Here is a 14,921-nt window from a genome sequence, read left to right as displayed (position 1 = left end):
GGGAGCACCCAAGAGAAGAGAAGATCATGTTCGCATCGAAGAAGAGCCGCCTCGCGGCCGGCGTGCTCGCCGCCGGGGCGCTGCTCGCCCTCAGCGCCTGCTCGTCCGGTGGCGGCGCGTTCAGCAGCGACTCCGCCTCGTCCTCCAGCGACACCGTCACGGTCGGTTCGGCCGCGTTCGGCGAGTCCGAGATCCTCATGCAGATCTACGGCCAGGCGCTCGAGGCCAACGGCGTCAAGGTCGCGTACAAGCCGAGCATCGGCCAGCGCGACGTCTACCTGAAGGCGCTGCAGGACGGCTCCATCGACCTCATCCCCGAGTACAGCGGCAACCTGCTCCAGTTCTACGACAAGAACAGCACCGCCACCTCCAGCGACGACGTCTACGCCGGACTCAACGACGCCCTGCCGAAGGGCTTCGAGGTGCTCGACCAGTCGGAGGCGCAGGACGCCGACTCGTACAACGTCACCAAGGAGTTCTCGGAGAAGTGGGACGTGAAGAGCCTCGATGACCTCAAGAAGGTCACCGACCCGCTGACCGTCGGCGCCAACCCGGAGTTCCAGACCCGCCCGTACGGCATCCCCGGGCTGAAGTCGGCGTACGGCGTCACCGCGACGCTCAAGCCGATCAGCGACTCCGGCGGACCGCTGACCGTCGCCGCCCTCAAGAACGGCGACGTCCAGCTGGCCGACATCTACACGACGACCCCGGCCATCAAGGACAACGGGTTCGTGACCCTGAAGGACCCGAAGAACCTGATCGCCGCGCAGAACATCGTGCCGCTGATCAACAGCAAGAAGGCGTCCGACAAGGTCAAGGACGTGCTGAACAAGGTGTCGAAGGAACTCACCACCGAGGACCTCATCGACATGAACGGCGAGAACCAGGGGTCGAGCAAGACCCAGCCGGACGCCGTCGCCAAGAAGTGGCTCCAGGACCACCCGATCAAGTAACGGTTCGGTCGGCTCCATCAAGCGGCGGCTCGGGTTCCCGGGCCGCCGCTTCCATGTGCCGGCTCTCGCGCTTGCCGAGCACCTTCTTGACCACGAACACCGCGATGATGAACAGCGCGATGACGGCGACGAAGGCGTATCCCGCCCAGTGCAGCTCACGCGACAGCTCGCGATAGCCGCCGGCCGCGGCCGAGCCGACGCTCACGTAGGCGAACGCCCAGAGCACGCAGGCGGGGGCCGTCCAGGCCATGAAGGTGCGGTACCGCATCGGGCTCATGCCCACGGTGAGCGGGATGAGCGAGTGCAGGACCGGGAGGAACCGCGACAGGAACACGGCGATCCCGCCGCGGCGCGCCAGGTACGCTTCGGCGCGGTCGAAGTTGCGGGTGCCGACGCGGTTGCCGAGCCGGCTGGTGCGGATGCGCGGGCCGAACCAGCGACCGAGCGCGAATCCGAGCGACTCGCCGCAGAGTGCTCCGACGATGACGACGGCGACCAGTGCGACGTACTCGACCGGGTTGGCCACGCCGGTGCTCGCGACCAGCACGATCGTGTCGCCCGGGACGATGAGCCCGATCAGGATGGACGTCTCGAGCAGGATGCCGAGCCCGGCCAGCAGCGTCCGGAGGACCGGGTCCACACTCTGCACGAGGTCGAGCACCCAGGTCAGTGCGTCGTTCATGTCGTCCCTCCGGGCTGCGGCATAGCGGAAGCGTAGCGGCGCGGGCTGGCTCGTTGCTGCGAAGCCGGATGCGACCAGCGGCCGGATCAGCTGACGAGCACGACCACCGGCGGCACGACGACGAGCAGCACCGTCGTCACCACCACGGTCGCGCGCAGCACGGGCCCGACCGTCCGGCGGCCGTCTGTCAGGCGCTCCTCCCGGGCGACGAGGGCGGCGCGCCGCTGCTCCGGCGTCCGGCGGTCCTTCGGTGCGCCGAGAACGGCACCCGCCTGGCCCGTCTCGTCGACGAGCCGGATCGCCCCCGCGAGCACGCGGTCTCCCGCCTCGTGGCGCGCGGTGTCGTCGGCGAGCATCTCCAGGAGCAGCGCGACGGCGTCCTGCGCCCGGGTGGCGATGGGGAACCAGGGGAGGGCGCGCTTCCAGGAGCGGAACGCATCCAGCAGCAGGTGGTGCTTCTGCCGCAGGTGGGCGCGCTCGTGGGCGACCACCGCATCCAGCTGGTCGGGGGAGAGCAACGCGATCATGCCCTCGGAGAGCACCGTGACGCTGCGCGCGCCCGGCAGGCAGTACGCGGCAGGGGCGGGATGGTCGATCACCCGGGTGGTCGGAGCGTCCGGCAGGGGAGAGGACAGCAGCCGCAGCAGCTCCATGTGCCGGTGGCGCTGGTTGCGGCTGCGGACGGAGGTGAGCGCGAGGTTCAGGAGGAGGTGAGCCGTCAGCAGCACGGCCGCGCTCAATAGGAAGGCGTTGAGGAGGCTGGCATCCGGCGGCAGGGGCCCGTGGAACAGCGAGGCAGCCGCTCCGCCGATGCGCGACCACAGGTCGTCGCCGAACGGCTGCAGTCCCGCCAGCAGCAGCGAGCCGATCATCGAGATGCCTCCCGCGAGGGCGATCGACTGCCAGAGGGCGACGGCCAGCACGGGGGCGGCGGAGGGCCACTTGGCGCGCGCGAGCAGCAGCGGCACAGGCCAGGCGAGCGCGATGGCGAGCGCGCCCAGGAAGATCGCGCCGGCGAGCCCGGCGGCGGGGTCGCTGCTCACACGCTGCGGGCGTCGAGCAGGCGGCGCAGCACCTCGGCTTCGGACTCGTCGACCGATCCGACGAAGTAGGCGAGCGCCTCGGTGCGGTCGGAGGAGGACTCCAGCACTTCGCGCATCAGATCGGCGACGTGACCGGCGCGGGTCAGGGCGGCGTAGTACAGGTGCGGCCGGGCGTCGCGGTCGCGGGCGACGAACCCCTTGGCCTCGAGTCGGGAGAGGACGGTGAGGATCGTCGTGAGCGCCGGTGCCTTGCCGGTCTCGCGGGCCGCCGCTAGCTTGTCGCGTAGCTCACCCGCGGTGATGGGGGCGTCGCCGTCCCACAGGGCGTCCATGACGGCCCGTTCGAGTTCTCCGAGATTGGCCACGAATCCAGAGTAGCGCGAACAGGCTGAGAATGTTCTACACTTCGTAGAAGTTCAGTTCTACAATGTGTAGAAGAGGCGAAGGGAACTCACGTGAACGAACTGCTGGACCCGCTCCTACTCTCGCGTTGGCAGTTCGGGCTCACCACGATCTACCACTTCCTGTTCGTGCCGCTGACGATCGGCCTGGTCACCTGCACAGCGATCTTCCAGACGGCCTGGTACCGCACGGGGAAGGCGCACTACCTGCAGCTGACCCACTTCTTCGGCAAGATCTTCCTGATCAACTTCGCGATGGGCGTGGTGACCGGCATCGTGCAGGAGTTCCAGTTCGGCATGAACTGGTCCGACTACTCGCGCTTCGTCGGCGACATCTTCGGCGCTCCGCTCGCCCTGGAGGGGCTGCTCGCGTTCTTCCTGGAGGCGACGTTCATCGGGTTGTGGATCTTCGGGTGGGACCGCCTCCCGAAGGGGCTGCACCTGGCGACCATCTGGATCGTGTCGGTGGGCAGCATCCTCTCGGCCTACTTCATCCTCGCGGCGAACGCCTTCATGCAGAACCCGGTCGGCTATCACATCAACGCCGCGAAGGGCCGGGCGGAGCTCACGGATCTCTGGGCCGTGCTCACGAACAAGGTCGCCCTCGCCGCCTTCCCGCACACGATCTTCGGCTGCTTCATGGTCTCGGCCGGCCTCATCATCGCCGTCGCCGCCTGGCACCTCTCGCGCAACAACCACCTCGAGACGATGCGGCCAGCACTCAAGTTCGGCCTCTGGTTGATGGTCGGCGCCGGGATCGGCACGGTCCTGAGCGGCGACCAGCTCGGTCTCGCCATGGTCGAGACGCAGCCGATGAAGATGGCGGCCGCCGAAGCGCTCTACAAGACCTCGACCGGAGCCGACGCCTCCTTCTCGATCTTCACCCTCGGCACCCCGGACGGCGTCCACGAACTGTTCTCGATCCGCGTGCCGTACCTGCTGTCGTTCCTGTCGACGCACAGTCTGAACGGCACCGTCGAGGGCATCAACGACCTGCAGGCGCAGTACACGCAGCTCTACGGCCCCGGCGATTACACGCCGACCATCTGGATCACCTACTGGGCGTTCCGCTGGATGATCGGGCTCGGGATGCTCCACGTCGCCATCGCCGTCGTCGGCCTCTGGCTGACCCGCAAGGGCCGCACTCCGACCCGCGCCTGGCAGTGGAAGATCGCGATCTGGGCCATGCCGCTCTCGCTGCTGGCGATGATCGTCGGCTGGATCTTCACCGAGATGGGGCGGCAGCCGTGGATCGTGTTCAGCCTCATGAAGACGGCCGACGGCGTCTCGCCCGGCACGACCGGAATCGAGGTGCTGATCTCGCTCGTCGCCTTCACCGCCATCTACGGCACCCTCGCGGTCGTCGAGTTCAAGCTCATCAAGCGCGCCGCCCAGAAGGGCCCCGAGCCGATCGAGAAGCACCTCGACGACGCCGGCGAGCCCATCCCCGTCGCCACGGTCTACTAGGAGGAGCACGACAATGGATCTCGCAGTTCTCTGGTTCGGCATCGTCGCCTTCTTCTTCGTTGGCTACTTCGTGCTCGACGGCTTCGACTTCGGGGTGGGGATGGCGCTGCCGTTCCTCGGCCGCGACGACGTCGACCGCCGCGTGATGATCAACACGATCGGCCCGGTCTGGGACCTCAACGAGACGTGGGTCATCGTCGGAGGCGCTGCGTTGTTCGCCGCCTTCCCCGAGTGGTACGCCACGCTGTTCAGCGGCTTCTACCTGGCGCTGCTGCTCATCCTGCTCGCCCTGATCGTGCGCGGCGTGTCGTTCGAGTACCGGCACCAGCGCGCCGGCGCCCGGTGGAAGAAGTGGTTCGACGGGATGATCATCGTCGGCTCCGCGGTTCCCGCGTTCCTCTGGGGCGTCGCGTTCGCGAACATCGTGCAGGGCGTCGCGCTCGACGCCAACCACGACTACACGGGGACGCTGTTCGACCTCCTGAACGGCTACGCGATCGTCGGCGGCCTGACGACCCTCCTGCTGTTCTTCACCCACGGCGTCGTCTTCATCTCGCTGAAGACGGATGGCGATCTCCGCGTCCGGGCACGGCGGCTCGCCGCGCGCTCGGGAGCTGTCGCCATCGTGGTCGCTGCGGTGTTCCTCGGCTGGACGGCCATCTCGCACTTCTCGCCGGTGTTCCTCGCGCTCGCGATCTTCGCCGCGGTGGCGCTTGTCGCGTCCTGGATCGCCAACCTGCGCGGGGCCGAGGGATGGTCGTTCGGGTTCATGGCGGCGACCATCGCCCTCGCCGTCGTGTCGCTGTTCGCCGCCCTGTTCCCCGACGTGATGCCCTCCTCGCCGAACCCGGAGAACAGCCTCACCATCGCGAACGCGTCCAGCTCGCAGACCACGCTGACGATCATGACGTGGGTCGCGGCGATCTTCCTTCCGCTGATCCTCGTCTACCAGGGCTTCACCTACTGGATCTTCCGCAAGCGGGTGACGCGCGACCACATCCCGCAGGAGGCGCCGGACGCCGGTGGCACCGACGACACGCAGCAACCCGTGACGGCCTGACGTGCGCCCGCTCGACCCCCGACTCCTGCGGTACGCCTCGGCGACCCGCGGCACCCTCGCCGCGGGCGCCGGGCTCGCGATGCTGCAGACCGCATCCATCATCTCCTTCGCCTGGCTATTGACGGATGTCGTGGTGCGCGCGATCGCCGGGGAGCCGCTCGCGAGCCTCAGCCCGACCATCGGCCTGCTGGGTCTCGTCGTGGTCGTGCGCGCGGGGCTGCTGTGGGCGGTCGAGTCGGTGTCGTCCCGCGGCGGAGCGCGCGTCGTCGGGCAGCTGCGGGAGGGCCTGGTCGCGGCGGTCGGACGGCTCGGCCCGGGGTGGGTCGCCCGCAGGAGCACCGCCGACGTCACGCTCGTCGCCGGCCACGGCATGGATGCGCTCGACGGCTATTTCGCGAAGTACCTGCCGCAGCTGATCGGCACCGCCATCGCGACGCCGCTCCTGGTGCTGACGATCGGCTGGCGCGACCTCACCAGCGGGATCATCCTCGTGATCACTCTCCCGCTCATCCCTGTGTTCATGGTGCTGGTCGGCTGGGCGACCCAGGCGGCGCAGAAGCGGCAGTGGCGGGCGCTCTCCACCCTCTCGAGCGGCTTCCTGGATGTGGTCGCCGGGCTCTCGACGCTGAAGCTGTTCGGGCGGCAGCACCGCCAGGAGGCGCGGATCCGCCAGGTGAGCGACCAGTATCGCGTTCACACCATGCGGGTGCTGCGCATGTCGTTCCTCTCCGGGTTCGTGCTGGAACTGGCCGCGAGCCTGTCCGTCGCGGTGATCGCTGTCACGATCGGTCTGCGACTGCTGGGCGGCTCGCTCGACCTCTCGGTCGGACTGTTCGTGCTGCTGCTCGCGCCCGAGGCGTTCCTGCCGCTGCGCAACGTGGGCGCGAGCTACCACGCGGCCGCGGAGGGCATCGAGGCCGCGTCGAACGCGTTCGAGGTGATCGAGGCGGCGGAAGCCATGGACGCTGTGACGCCGGATGCGGATGTCGCCGCAGGGACCGGACTGGTGCTCGAGGACGTGCGGATCGCGTACGACGGACGGACCGTCGTCGACGGCTTCAGTGCCGCTGTGCCGCCAGGGACGCTCGCCGTGCTCCGGGCGCCGAGCGGGGCCGGCAAGTCGAGCCTGGTGAGCGCGGTGCTGGGCTTCACCGCGTTCGAGGGCCGCATCCACGCGGGCGGCCGGACCGACGCGGTGGGGCGACGCGAGGCGATCGCGTGGGCCGGGCAGCGGCCCGGGCTGCTCGCCGGGAGCATCGCGTCGAACGTCGCGCTGGGCGATGCGTCGGACGCTTCCGGCACGGATGCGCGTGTCGAAGATGCGCTGCGAGATGCCGCCGCCACCGAACTCGACCCGACTCTGGAGCTCGGCCCCGGCGGGTCGGGGCTGTCCGGCGGCCAGGCCCAGCGGGTCGCGGTCGCCCGGGCGCTGTACCGCCTGCGGTCGCGTCGGTGCCCTGTGCTGATCCTGGACGAGCCGACCTCGGCGCTCGACGCGGAGACGGAGGCCCGCCTGCTGCGTGCGGTGCGGCGTGCGGCGGACGACGGCGCGGCGGTGCTGGTCGTGAGTCACCGGCCGGCGGTGGCGGAGGCGGCGGACGTCGTGCTGACGCTGCCCGCCCGCGATGCGTCGGACGGGGTCGCAGCGAGCACGCAGTCCGAGGAGAGCGAGGTGTCCGGTGTCCGCTGAATCGAGGCTCCGAGAGACGCAGGCGCGGGGTGCTGCGGACCCCGCGGAGGTGCGCCGCATCCTCCGGTTGGCCATCCCTTCCCCGGGCCGGCTGTGGGCCGCCATCGGGTTCGGGTTCCTGAGCGGCGGAAGCGCGGTCGCGTTGCTGGGCGTCTCGGCGTGGTTGATCACGCGGGCCTCGGAGCAGCCGGCGCTGATGTACCTGTCGGCCGCTGTCGTCGGCGTCCGGGCGTTCGCCCTCGGGCGCGCGTTCTTCCGCTATCTCGAGCGGCTGGCCGGACACGACGCGGCCTTCCGGCAGCTGGGGACGGTGCGATCGCGCCTCTACGCACGACTGGAGCCGCTTGCGCCGGACGGACTGCGCGGTGTGCGCTCTGGCGACCTGCTGGCGCGGCTGGCGGACGACGTGGACGAGCTCCAGAACCTGGCGCTGCGCGTCATCCAGCCGCTGGTGAGCGCGGGTCTGGTCGCCGTCGGCAGCATCGTCGCCGCGTTCCTGATCCTCCCGACGGCGGGCGTCGCTCTGCTGGTCACGCTGGCGGTGGCCCTGGTCGCGGGGATGCTGGTGAACCGGTGGGTCGCGGGGGCCGCCGAGCGTCGCATCGCGCCGCTCCGGGCCGAGCTGAACGACGCCCTGCACGACCTGGTCGCGAACCTCGATGTCCTGACCGCCTACGGGGCGCTTCCCGCGGCGCAGGAGCGCGTGCGCGCGGCCGGTGAGCGGCTGACGGCGGCGTCGCGCGCGCGGGCGGTGGGTCTCGGCCTGACCGCGGGCGTGGTCTCGCTTCTTGCGGGCGCGGCGACCGTCCTCGGGCTCTCGGGAGGCATCCCCGCGGTGATCGGCGGCTCGCTCGACGCGCCGGGACTCGCCGTCGTGGCCCTGCTCCCGCTCGCGGTCTTCGAGGTCTTCGGCACCGTACCGCTGGCGTTCGGCGCCTGGCGACGGGTGCGCGCGAGCGCGGAGCGGATCGCGTCGGCGGCGCCGATCGAGGTGCCGGACGGCGTCCCGGTGGATGCGCTGGACGCCCGGGCGCTGGTCGTGAGCGGTGCTGCCGGCGGCGTCCCGGAGGTGGTGCTCGACGGTGTGTCGGCGCACTGGCCGGACGACGATCACGACGTGCTGCGCGAGCTCGACCTGCGGCTGCGACCGGGGGAGCGCGTGCTGCTCACCGGCCCGACCGGTGCAGGCAAGACAGCACTCGCCCACGTCCTCACGCGCCTGATCGATCACACCGGCGACTACTCGATCGACGGTGTTCCGGCCCGCGACCTGCGCCAGGACGACGTGCGACGCGTGATCGGGCTGGTCGAGCAGCGGCCCTACCTGTTCGACTCCGATCTGCGCCAGAACCTGCTGTTCGCACGCGACACGGCAACAGATGACGAACTGCTGGATGCGCTCGACCGGGTGGGACTGCGCGACTGGGCTCTCGCCCGCGGCGGACTGTCTGAGCCGGTCGGCGAGCGTGGCGCCCTGGTGTCGGGCGGTCAGGCCCAGCGGATCGCGCTCGCCCGCGCGCTCCTCGCCGACTTCCCGGTGCTCGTCGTCGACGAGCCCACCGCGAACGTCGACAGCGCGGTCGCGGATGCGATCGTGGGGGATGTGCTGCGGACCGCGGCTGAGGACGGCCGGACGGTGCTCCTGATCTCGCACACGGACGTTCCGACCGAGCTGGTGGATCGGGTGGTGCGGCTGGAGGACGGCGCGCTGGTCGGGTAGCGGGGTCGTTGCCGGGCCGAGCGGATCAGGGCAGCGGTCGCGCCAGCGCGGCGAACCGCGCGCGCCAGGCGTCGGTCCGCGCGGGATCCTGCGCGAGAGCCGGCCCGCCCACCCACGCGGTGACGGCGCGGATGCCGTGCAGCGCGTTCACGGCCCACAGCACCGCGCCCTCCAACTCCGACGGCCGGACGGCCACATCCTCGACCGGGACGCCGAGCGCAGCGGCCACACCCCGTACCGTGCGCGCGGCGACGCTGTCGACCCGCGGGAGCGAGAAGGGCGGCGCGAACAGTGCATCACCGCGCCACCAGAGCAGTGCGGTCGTCGTGCCGTCCGACACGCGGCCGTGGTCGAGGATGATCGCCTCCTGCGCCCCTCGGCGCTGCACCCGCTGACGGAGCGCGCTGAGTCGATCGAGGTCCGGCCCCTTCAGGTGCGGGACGACGCGGGGGTCGGCGTCGGCGGTCGCGACCACCAGCTCGGAGGTGAGTTCCGGTGCCGTCCGCAACCGGAAGCGCAGGCGCAGGGCGTCCCGCGCACGCACGAGCTCCAACCGCGGAAACCAGTCGCCCTCGCGCGGCGGCGAGCCGATCGCGGCATCCCAGAACGCCTCGACCTCGGCGCGGTCGGCGAAGCCCTGCTCGCGTACGGTCTCGGCGAACCGGCTGCGGTGCAGCCCGAGCGCCAGCACTCGGCCGTCGCGGACCAGGAACGAGTCGGCGCCGAGCAGCTCGGTCTCCGTCACCTCGCAGTCGTCGCGCACGCGGAGCTCACCGCCCGCCCAGTCGGCGAGGGAGCTGACCGGTCCGGTGCTGTGCGTGTCCACTCGCCTAGGCTAGTCCGGTGCTCACCCCGCTCCGCGTGCAGCCGCTCGACACCTGGGTCGACCCGGCCGACGCGTTCGCGACGCTGTTCGGCGGCGCGGACGGTGTCGATGCGGTCTGGCTCGACAGCGGGCCCGAGGCCCTCAGCGGGCGGTCATACATCGGGACGGGCCGTGTGCGGATGACCGCGTCCGTCGCCGACGGCACGGTCACCGTCGACGGCGTGACGCGGCCCGGAGGGGTGCTGGATGCGCTGCGCTCCGACCTAGGGCTGTGGCACGGCGAGCAGGCCGAGCGCCTCGCCGCCCCGATCGGCTGGTGGGGGCGTCTCGGCTACGAGGCCGGTGCGTCGGCAGCCGGTGCGCCGGTCGCGGTGCCGGAGCACGGCCGCACGACCGACGCATCCCTTCTGTTCGTCGACCGTGTTGTCGTCTTCGACCACGCCGACCGGACGATCGAGATCATCGCCCCTGACGACGCCGACGGAACGGCCTGGATCGACGCGACCGTGCGCGCGCTGGCGACCGCCGCCGGTGCCACTGACGCCTACCTGGCCGCGCATCCCATCCCGCCGGCCGTCGCTCACTGGCGCCACGACGACGACGCCTATCTCGCCGCGATCGAGGCGTGTCAGGAGGCGATCCGCGCCGGCGACGCCTACCAGCTCTGCCTCACCAACCGCGTCACCGCGCGCAGCGCCGCCGACCCGCTCGCCGTGCACCTGCGGCTGCGGCGGGCGAGCCCGGCACCGTTCGCCGGCTTCGTGCGGATCGCCGGGGAGACGCTCGTGAGCTCGTCGCCGGAGGAGTTCCTGCGCGTCGACGGAGGTCGTGTCCGCACCCGCCCGATCAAGGGCACGCGCCCGCGGGGAGCGACCGTCGCCGCCGATGTCGAACTGCGTGCGGAACTCGAGGCGAGCGAGAAGGAGCGCGCCGAGAACGTGATGATCGTCGACCTGATGCGCAACGACCTCGGGCGGGTGTGCGAGGTCGGCTCCGTCGAGGTCACCCACCTGCTCGCGGTGGAGAGCTACGCGCAGGTCCACCAGTTGGTCTCGACGGTCGAGGGCCGGCTCCGCCCCGGGCTCGGCGCGGTGGATGCGGTGGCCGCGTGCTTCCCGGCCGGCTCGATGACCGGGGCGCCCAAGCTGAGTGCCATGCGCATCCTGAACCGGCTGGAGGGTGGCCCGCGCGGGGCGTTCGCCGGGTGCTTCGGCTACCTGGGAGTAGACGGCACCGCACATCTCGCGATGGTGATCCGCAGCATCCACTTCAGCGGCGAGGGCGTCGTGATCGGCGCGGGAGGCGGCATCACCGCGCTGTCCGTCCCCGCGGAGGAGCTGGCGGAGGTGCGCGTGAAGGCGGCGGCGTTGCTGGCGGCGGCCGGACTCAGCGGCGGGAGCACGCCCACGGCGAACTGAGGGCGCGCTGGGAACGGACTGGACGTCGCCGACGTTTAGTAGTCTGGAGTACCGGGCGCGCGCCGCCCGTCCTCTTCCGTGCCGCCAGAAATCCCGACGCGGCACGACGGAACCGAGATTGAGAGTCACGTGGCACACGAGCACGACGCAGCCGGCACCACGGCAGCGAGCACCCCCCAGCAGACCGGTCGCGCCCACGACGAGCGCGCCGCCTACGATTTCGCCGCCATCCAGGACAAGTGGCTCCCGGTCTGGGAAGAGCTGCGGCCGTTCGCGACCGACGACCCCGCCGACAGCCGCCCGCGCAAGTACATCCTCGACATGTTCCCGTACCCGTCCGGCGACCTGCACATGGGTCACGCCGAGGCGTACGCCCTGGGCGACGTGATCGCGCGCTACTGGCGCCAGCAGGGCTTCAACGTGCTGCATCCCATCGGCTGGGACTCGTTCGGCCTGCCCGCCGAGAACGCCGCCATCAAGCGCGGCCTCGACCCGGCCGGCTGGACCAACGACAACATCGCCCAGCAGAAGGCGAGCATGCGCCGCTACGCGCCCAGCTTCGACTGGGACCGCGTGCTGCAGACCTCCGACCCGGCGTACTACCGCTGGAACCAGTGGCTGTTCCTGAAGCTGTACGAGAAGGGCCTGGCGTACCGCAAGGCGAGCCAGGTGAACTGGTGCCCGTTCGACCAGACGGTTCTGGCGAACGAGCAGGTCGTCGGCGGACGCTGTGAGCGATGCGACAACCTGGTCACCAAGAAGAAGCTGACCCAGTGGTACTTCCGGATCACGGACTACGCCGACCGCCTGCTGGACGACCTGAACCAGCTGGAGGGCGCCTGGCCGTCCAAGGTGATCTCGATGCAGCGCAACTGGATCGGGCGCTCCACGGGTGCGGACGTCACGTTCCGCATCGAGGGCCGCGACGAGCCGGTGACCGTCTACACGACGCGTCCGGACACGCTGTACGGCGTGACGTTCATGGTGGTCGCGCCCGACTCCGACCTGGCCGCCGAGCTGGTCGAGGGCGCGCGCCCAGAGGTGCGCAAGCGCTTCGACGACTACCTGGATGTGGTGCGCGGCACCACCGAGATGGACCGCCTGAGCACGGAGCGCGAGAAGACCGGTGTGTTCCTGGAGCGTCACGCGATCAACCCGCTGACCGGGGAGCGCATCCCGATCTGGGCCGCCGACTACGTGCTGAGCGACTACGGTCACGGTGCGATCATGGCCGTGCCCGCGCACGACCAGCGCGACCTCGACTTCGCGCGCGCCTTCGACCTGCCCGTGCGGGTCGTCGTCGACACCACGCAGCCCGTCACGGGTGCCATCCCGGTCATCCACACGGATCCGGAGACCGGCGAGCCGATCCTGCCGGAGGAGGCAGCGCTCGAGAACCCGTCCGAGACGGGCGTCGCGCTGACCGGAGAGGGACGCCTGATCAACTCGGGGCCGTTCGACGGCCTGAGCAAGTCCAACGCGATCCGTCGCGTGACGGAAGCGCTGCAGGCGTCGAACCTGGGCGCACCGGCGAAGAACTTCCGCCTGCGCGACTGGCTGATCTCGCGGCAGCGCTACTGGGGCACGCCCATCCCGATCATCCACTGCGAGCAGTGCGGCGAGGTGCCCGTGCCCGAGTCGGAGCTGCCCGTGCTGCTGCCGCCGGCAGACGGCCTCGACCTGCAGCCGAAGGGCACGAGCCCGCTGGGCGGAGCGACCGACTGGGTCAACGTCTCCTGCCCGAACTGCGGCGGACCGGCCAAGCGCGACACGGACACGATGGACACGTTCGTGGACAGCTCCTGGTACTTCCTGCGGTTCCTGTCGGCGAACGACGACACCCAGGCGTTCGACCCGCGCGAGGCGGAGAAGTGGGCGCCGGTCGACCAGTACGTCGGAGGCGTGACCCACGCCATCCTGCACCTGCTGTACGCGCGCTTCATCACGAAGGTGCTGTTCGACCTGGGCTACATCAGCTTCACGGAGCCGTTCACGGCGCTGCTGAACCAGGGCCTGGTGCTGATGGACGGCTCGGCGATGTCGAAGTCGCGCGGCAACCTGGTGAAGCTGTCCGAGCAGCTGGACGAGCACGGTGTGGATGCGGTGCGCCTGACCATGGCGTTCGCCGGCCCGCCGGAGGACGACATCGACTGGGCGGACGTCTCGCCGTCGGGAAGCGCGAAGTTCCTGGCGCGCGCCTGGCGGATCGCGGACGACGTGACCAGCGCGCCCGACGTCGTCTGGAAGACGGGCGACCCGGCCCTGCGCCGCGTCACCCACCGCTTCCTGGCCGACGCGCCCGGACTGGTCGAGTCGTTCAAGTTCAACGTGGTCGTCGCCCGGCTGATGGAGCTGGTCAACGCCACGCGTAAGACGATCGACTCCGGGCCGGGTGCGGGCGACGCCGCCGTCCGCGAGGCCGCCGAGGTCATCGCGATGGCGCTGAACCTGTTCTCCCCGTACACCGCGGAAGACATGTGGGCGAAGCTCGGCTACGAGCCCTCGGTGGCGCTGGCGCAGTGGCGCAAGCCCGACCCGACCCTGCTCATCGAGGAGTCGGTGACCGCGGTGGTGCAGGTGGACGGCAAGGTGCGCGACCGCCTGGAGGTCTCGCCGAAGATCGCGTCGGACGAGCTCGAGGCCCTGGCGCGCGGTTCCGAGGCCGTTGTGCGCTCGGTCGGTGACCGCGAGATCGTCAACGTGATCGTGCGCGCACCGCGACTGGTCAACATCGCGACGAAGCCGCGCGGCTGAGCGCGGCGCCCGCCTGAGCGGGCCCAACGTCGGAAGCGCCGGGTTGTTCACAGCCCGGCGCTTCTGTCGTCTCTCCACGGATGCGGTGGTGGTGAGGCTCTGTGGCGGCGGTGCTTCGTAGCGTGAGGGGATGCGACACCGTGCCGAGCCCTCAGCCGCCGGTTCCGGCGTGCCCGAGCGGTCCGGTTCGGAGCCGAGGCCGGGGCGGGACGTCGGTGTCGAGAGTCTCGAGCCGATGGAGGCGGCCGACGGCCGGGGTTCGCGGCGGGTTCGTATCGGTGTTGGCGCGGCGATCGTGCTGGCGATCGTCGCAGCGGTGGTCGCCGTGCTGGTTTCGGCGACCGCGCAGCAAGGGGCGTCGATCGACCTCGGAGCGACGCTGCCGCCGTCCGCCGGCGCGAGCGGCATGCCGACGTCGGGGCCGTCCGCGGCTGGCGGGCGGCTGCTCCTGCACGTCACGGGCGCGGTGCGGGAGCCCGGGCTCGTCGACCTCCCGGCGGGGTCCCGGGTGGTGGATGCGGTAGCTGCCGCCGGGGGAGCAGCCGACGGCGCCGACATCGCCGCGGTGAACCTCGCCCGGCCCGTCGCCGACGGAGAGCAGCTGGTGGTGCCGCGGATCGGCGACCCGCCCCCGGTGGGCGGAGCTGCATCCGGTGGGCCGGCCGCAGGGGCGAGCGGTGCGGGCGGTGCGACGGGTGCGCCTGGCGTGCCGGTGAATCTCAACACGGCGACGCCGGCGGAGTTGGAGACGCTGCCGCGGATCGGCCCGACGCTCGCTCAGCGGATCGTCGACTGGCGGGCCGCGAACGGCCGGTTCGGCGCCGTCACGGACCTTCTGAAGGTCTCCGGGATCGGTCAGAAGCTCTTCGACGGCCTCAAGGATCGGGTGGTCGTCTGATGCCCGCGG

12 protein-coding genes are annotated in these 14,921 nt (G+C 70.8%); 8 read left to right on the top strand and 4 right to left on the bottom strand.

The window, feature by feature from the left end; all coding sequences use genetic code 11:
* Positions 1-26 precede the first annotated feature (26 nt).
* The gene (locus BLR91_RS08835; RefSeq protein WP_018190885.1) at positions 27-953 is read left to right on the top strand and encodes an ABC transporter substrate-binding protein; all 927 of its coding nucleotides are present in this window, start codon (positions 27-29) and stop codon (positions 951-953) included.
* On the opposite strand, the gene BLR91_RS08830 is transcribed toward BLR91_RS08835, so the two are convergent.
* From BLR91_RS08830 to BLR91_RS08820, 3 genes are all read right to left on the bottom strand, one after another.
* A complete protein-coding gene (locus BLR91_RS08830) occupies positions 946-1,635 on the bottom strand; it encodes a DedA family protein (RefSeq protein ID WP_089875656.1) in 690 nt (229 codons plus the stop codon). The genes BLR91_RS08835 and BLR91_RS08830 overlap by 8 nt on opposite strands.
* Positions 1,636-1,721: 86 nt before the next feature.
* A complete protein-coding gene (locus BLR91_RS08825; protein WP_089875658.1) occupies positions 1,722-2,678 on the bottom strand; it encodes a M56 family metallopeptidase in 957 nt (318 codons plus the stop codon).
* Positions 2,675-3,043 (bottom strand): BlaI/MecI/CopY family transcriptional regulator, encoded by a 369-nt coding sequence (locus BLR91_RS08820; RefSeq protein ID WP_018190888.1) that lies wholly within the window; start codon positions 3,041-3,043, stop codon positions 2,675-2,677. Before BLR91_RS08820 ends, BLR91_RS08825 begins: the two co-directional genes overlap by 4 nt.
* Positions 3,044-3,133: 90 nt before the next feature.
* On the opposite strand from BLR91_RS08820, the gene BLR91_RS08815 reads away from it, so the two are divergent.
* The 4 genes from BLR91_RS08815 to cydC are packed head-to-tail and all read left to right on the top strand — an operon-like array spanning position 3,134 to position 9,016.
* Positions 3,134-4,546, top strand: coding sequence for a cytochrome ubiquinol oxidase subunit I (locus BLR91_RS08815; protein ID WP_089875660.1), 1,413 nt, complete (start codon positions 3,134-3,136; stop codon positions 4,544-4,546).
* A gap of 13 nt (positions 4,547-4,559) precedes the next feature.
* Positions 4,560-5,606: a cytochrome d ubiquinol oxidase subunit II gene (gene cydB / locus BLR91_RS08810; protein ID WP_089875663.1), complete on the top strand. Its 1,047-nt coding sequence runs from the start codon at positions 4,560-4,562 to the stop codon at positions 5,604-5,606.
* Position 5,607: 1 nt separating this feature from the next.
* Entirely contained in the window at positions 5,608-7,296 is a 1,689-nt protein-coding gene (gene cydD / locus BLR91_RS08805; RefSeq protein ID WP_089875665.1) for a thiol reductant ABC exporter subunit CydD, read from the top strand.
* Positions 7,286-9,016 (top strand): thiol reductant ABC exporter subunit CydC, encoded by a 1,731-nt coding sequence (cydC, locus tag BLR91_RS08800; RefSeq protein WP_089875667.1) that lies wholly within the window; start codon positions 7,286-7,288, stop codon positions 9,014-9,016. Before cydD ends, cydC begins: the two co-directional genes overlap by 11 nt.
* A gap of 25 nt (positions 9,017-9,041) precedes the next feature.
* Here cydC and BLR91_RS08795 read toward each other — a convergent pair whose 3' ends face one another.
* Positions 9,042-9,842 (bottom strand): aminotransferase class IV, encoded by an 801-nt coding sequence (locus BLR91_RS08795; protein WP_089875669.1) that lies wholly within the window; start codon positions 9,840-9,842, stop codon positions 9,042-9,044.
* 17 nt (positions 9,843-9,859) lie between these two features.
* Between BLR91_RS08795 and pabB the strand changes: the two genes are divergently transcribed.
* From pabB to BLR91_RS08780, 3 genes are all read left to right on the top strand, one after another.
* Positions 9,860-11,260, top strand: coding sequence for an aminodeoxychorismate synthase component I (gene pabB / locus BLR91_RS08790; RefSeq protein WP_089875670.1), 1,401 nt, complete (start codon positions 9,860-9,862; stop codon positions 11,258-11,260).
* A gap of 129 nt (positions 11,261-11,389) precedes the next feature.
* Positions 11,390-14,014, top strand: coding sequence for a leucine--tRNA ligase (gene leuS / locus BLR91_RS08785; RefSeq protein ID WP_089875672.1), 2,625 nt, complete (start codon positions 11,390-11,392; stop codon positions 14,012-14,014).
* 235 nt (positions 14,015-14,249) lie between these two features.
* Positions 14,250-14,912, top strand: coding sequence for a ComEA family DNA-binding protein (locus BLR91_RS08780; RefSeq protein WP_089875674.1), 663 nt, complete (start codon positions 14,250-14,252; stop codon positions 14,910-14,912).
* Positions 14,913-14,921: the final 9 nt, after the last annotated feature.

The organism is Leifsonia sp. 466MF, from assembly GCF_900100265.1.
Classification (GTDB): domain Bacteria; phylum Actinomycetota; class Actinomycetes; order Actinomycetales; family Microbacteriaceae; genus Leifsonia.
This window is presented reverse-complemented; position numbering and strand designations above follow the sequence as displayed.

Bases quoted from the DNA above. Each gene is read 5' to 3' on its own strand.
- BLR91_RS08835 (WP_018190885.1), top strand. From the start codon at position 27: ATGTTCGCATCGAAGAAGAGCCGCCTCGCGGCCGGCGTGCTCGCCGCC.
- cydB (WP_089875663.1), top strand. From the start codon at position 4,560: ATGGATCTCGCAGTTCTCTGGTTCGGCATCGTCGCCTTCTTCTTCGTT.
- BLR91_RS08780 (WP_089875674.1), top strand. From the start codon at position 14,250: ATGGAGGCGGCCGACGGCCGGGGTTCGCGGCGGGTTCGTATCGGTGTT.
- BLR91_RS08830 (WP_089875656.1), bottom strand. From the start codon at position 1,635: ATGAACGACGCACTGACCTGGGTGCTCGACCTCGTGCAGAGTGTGGAC.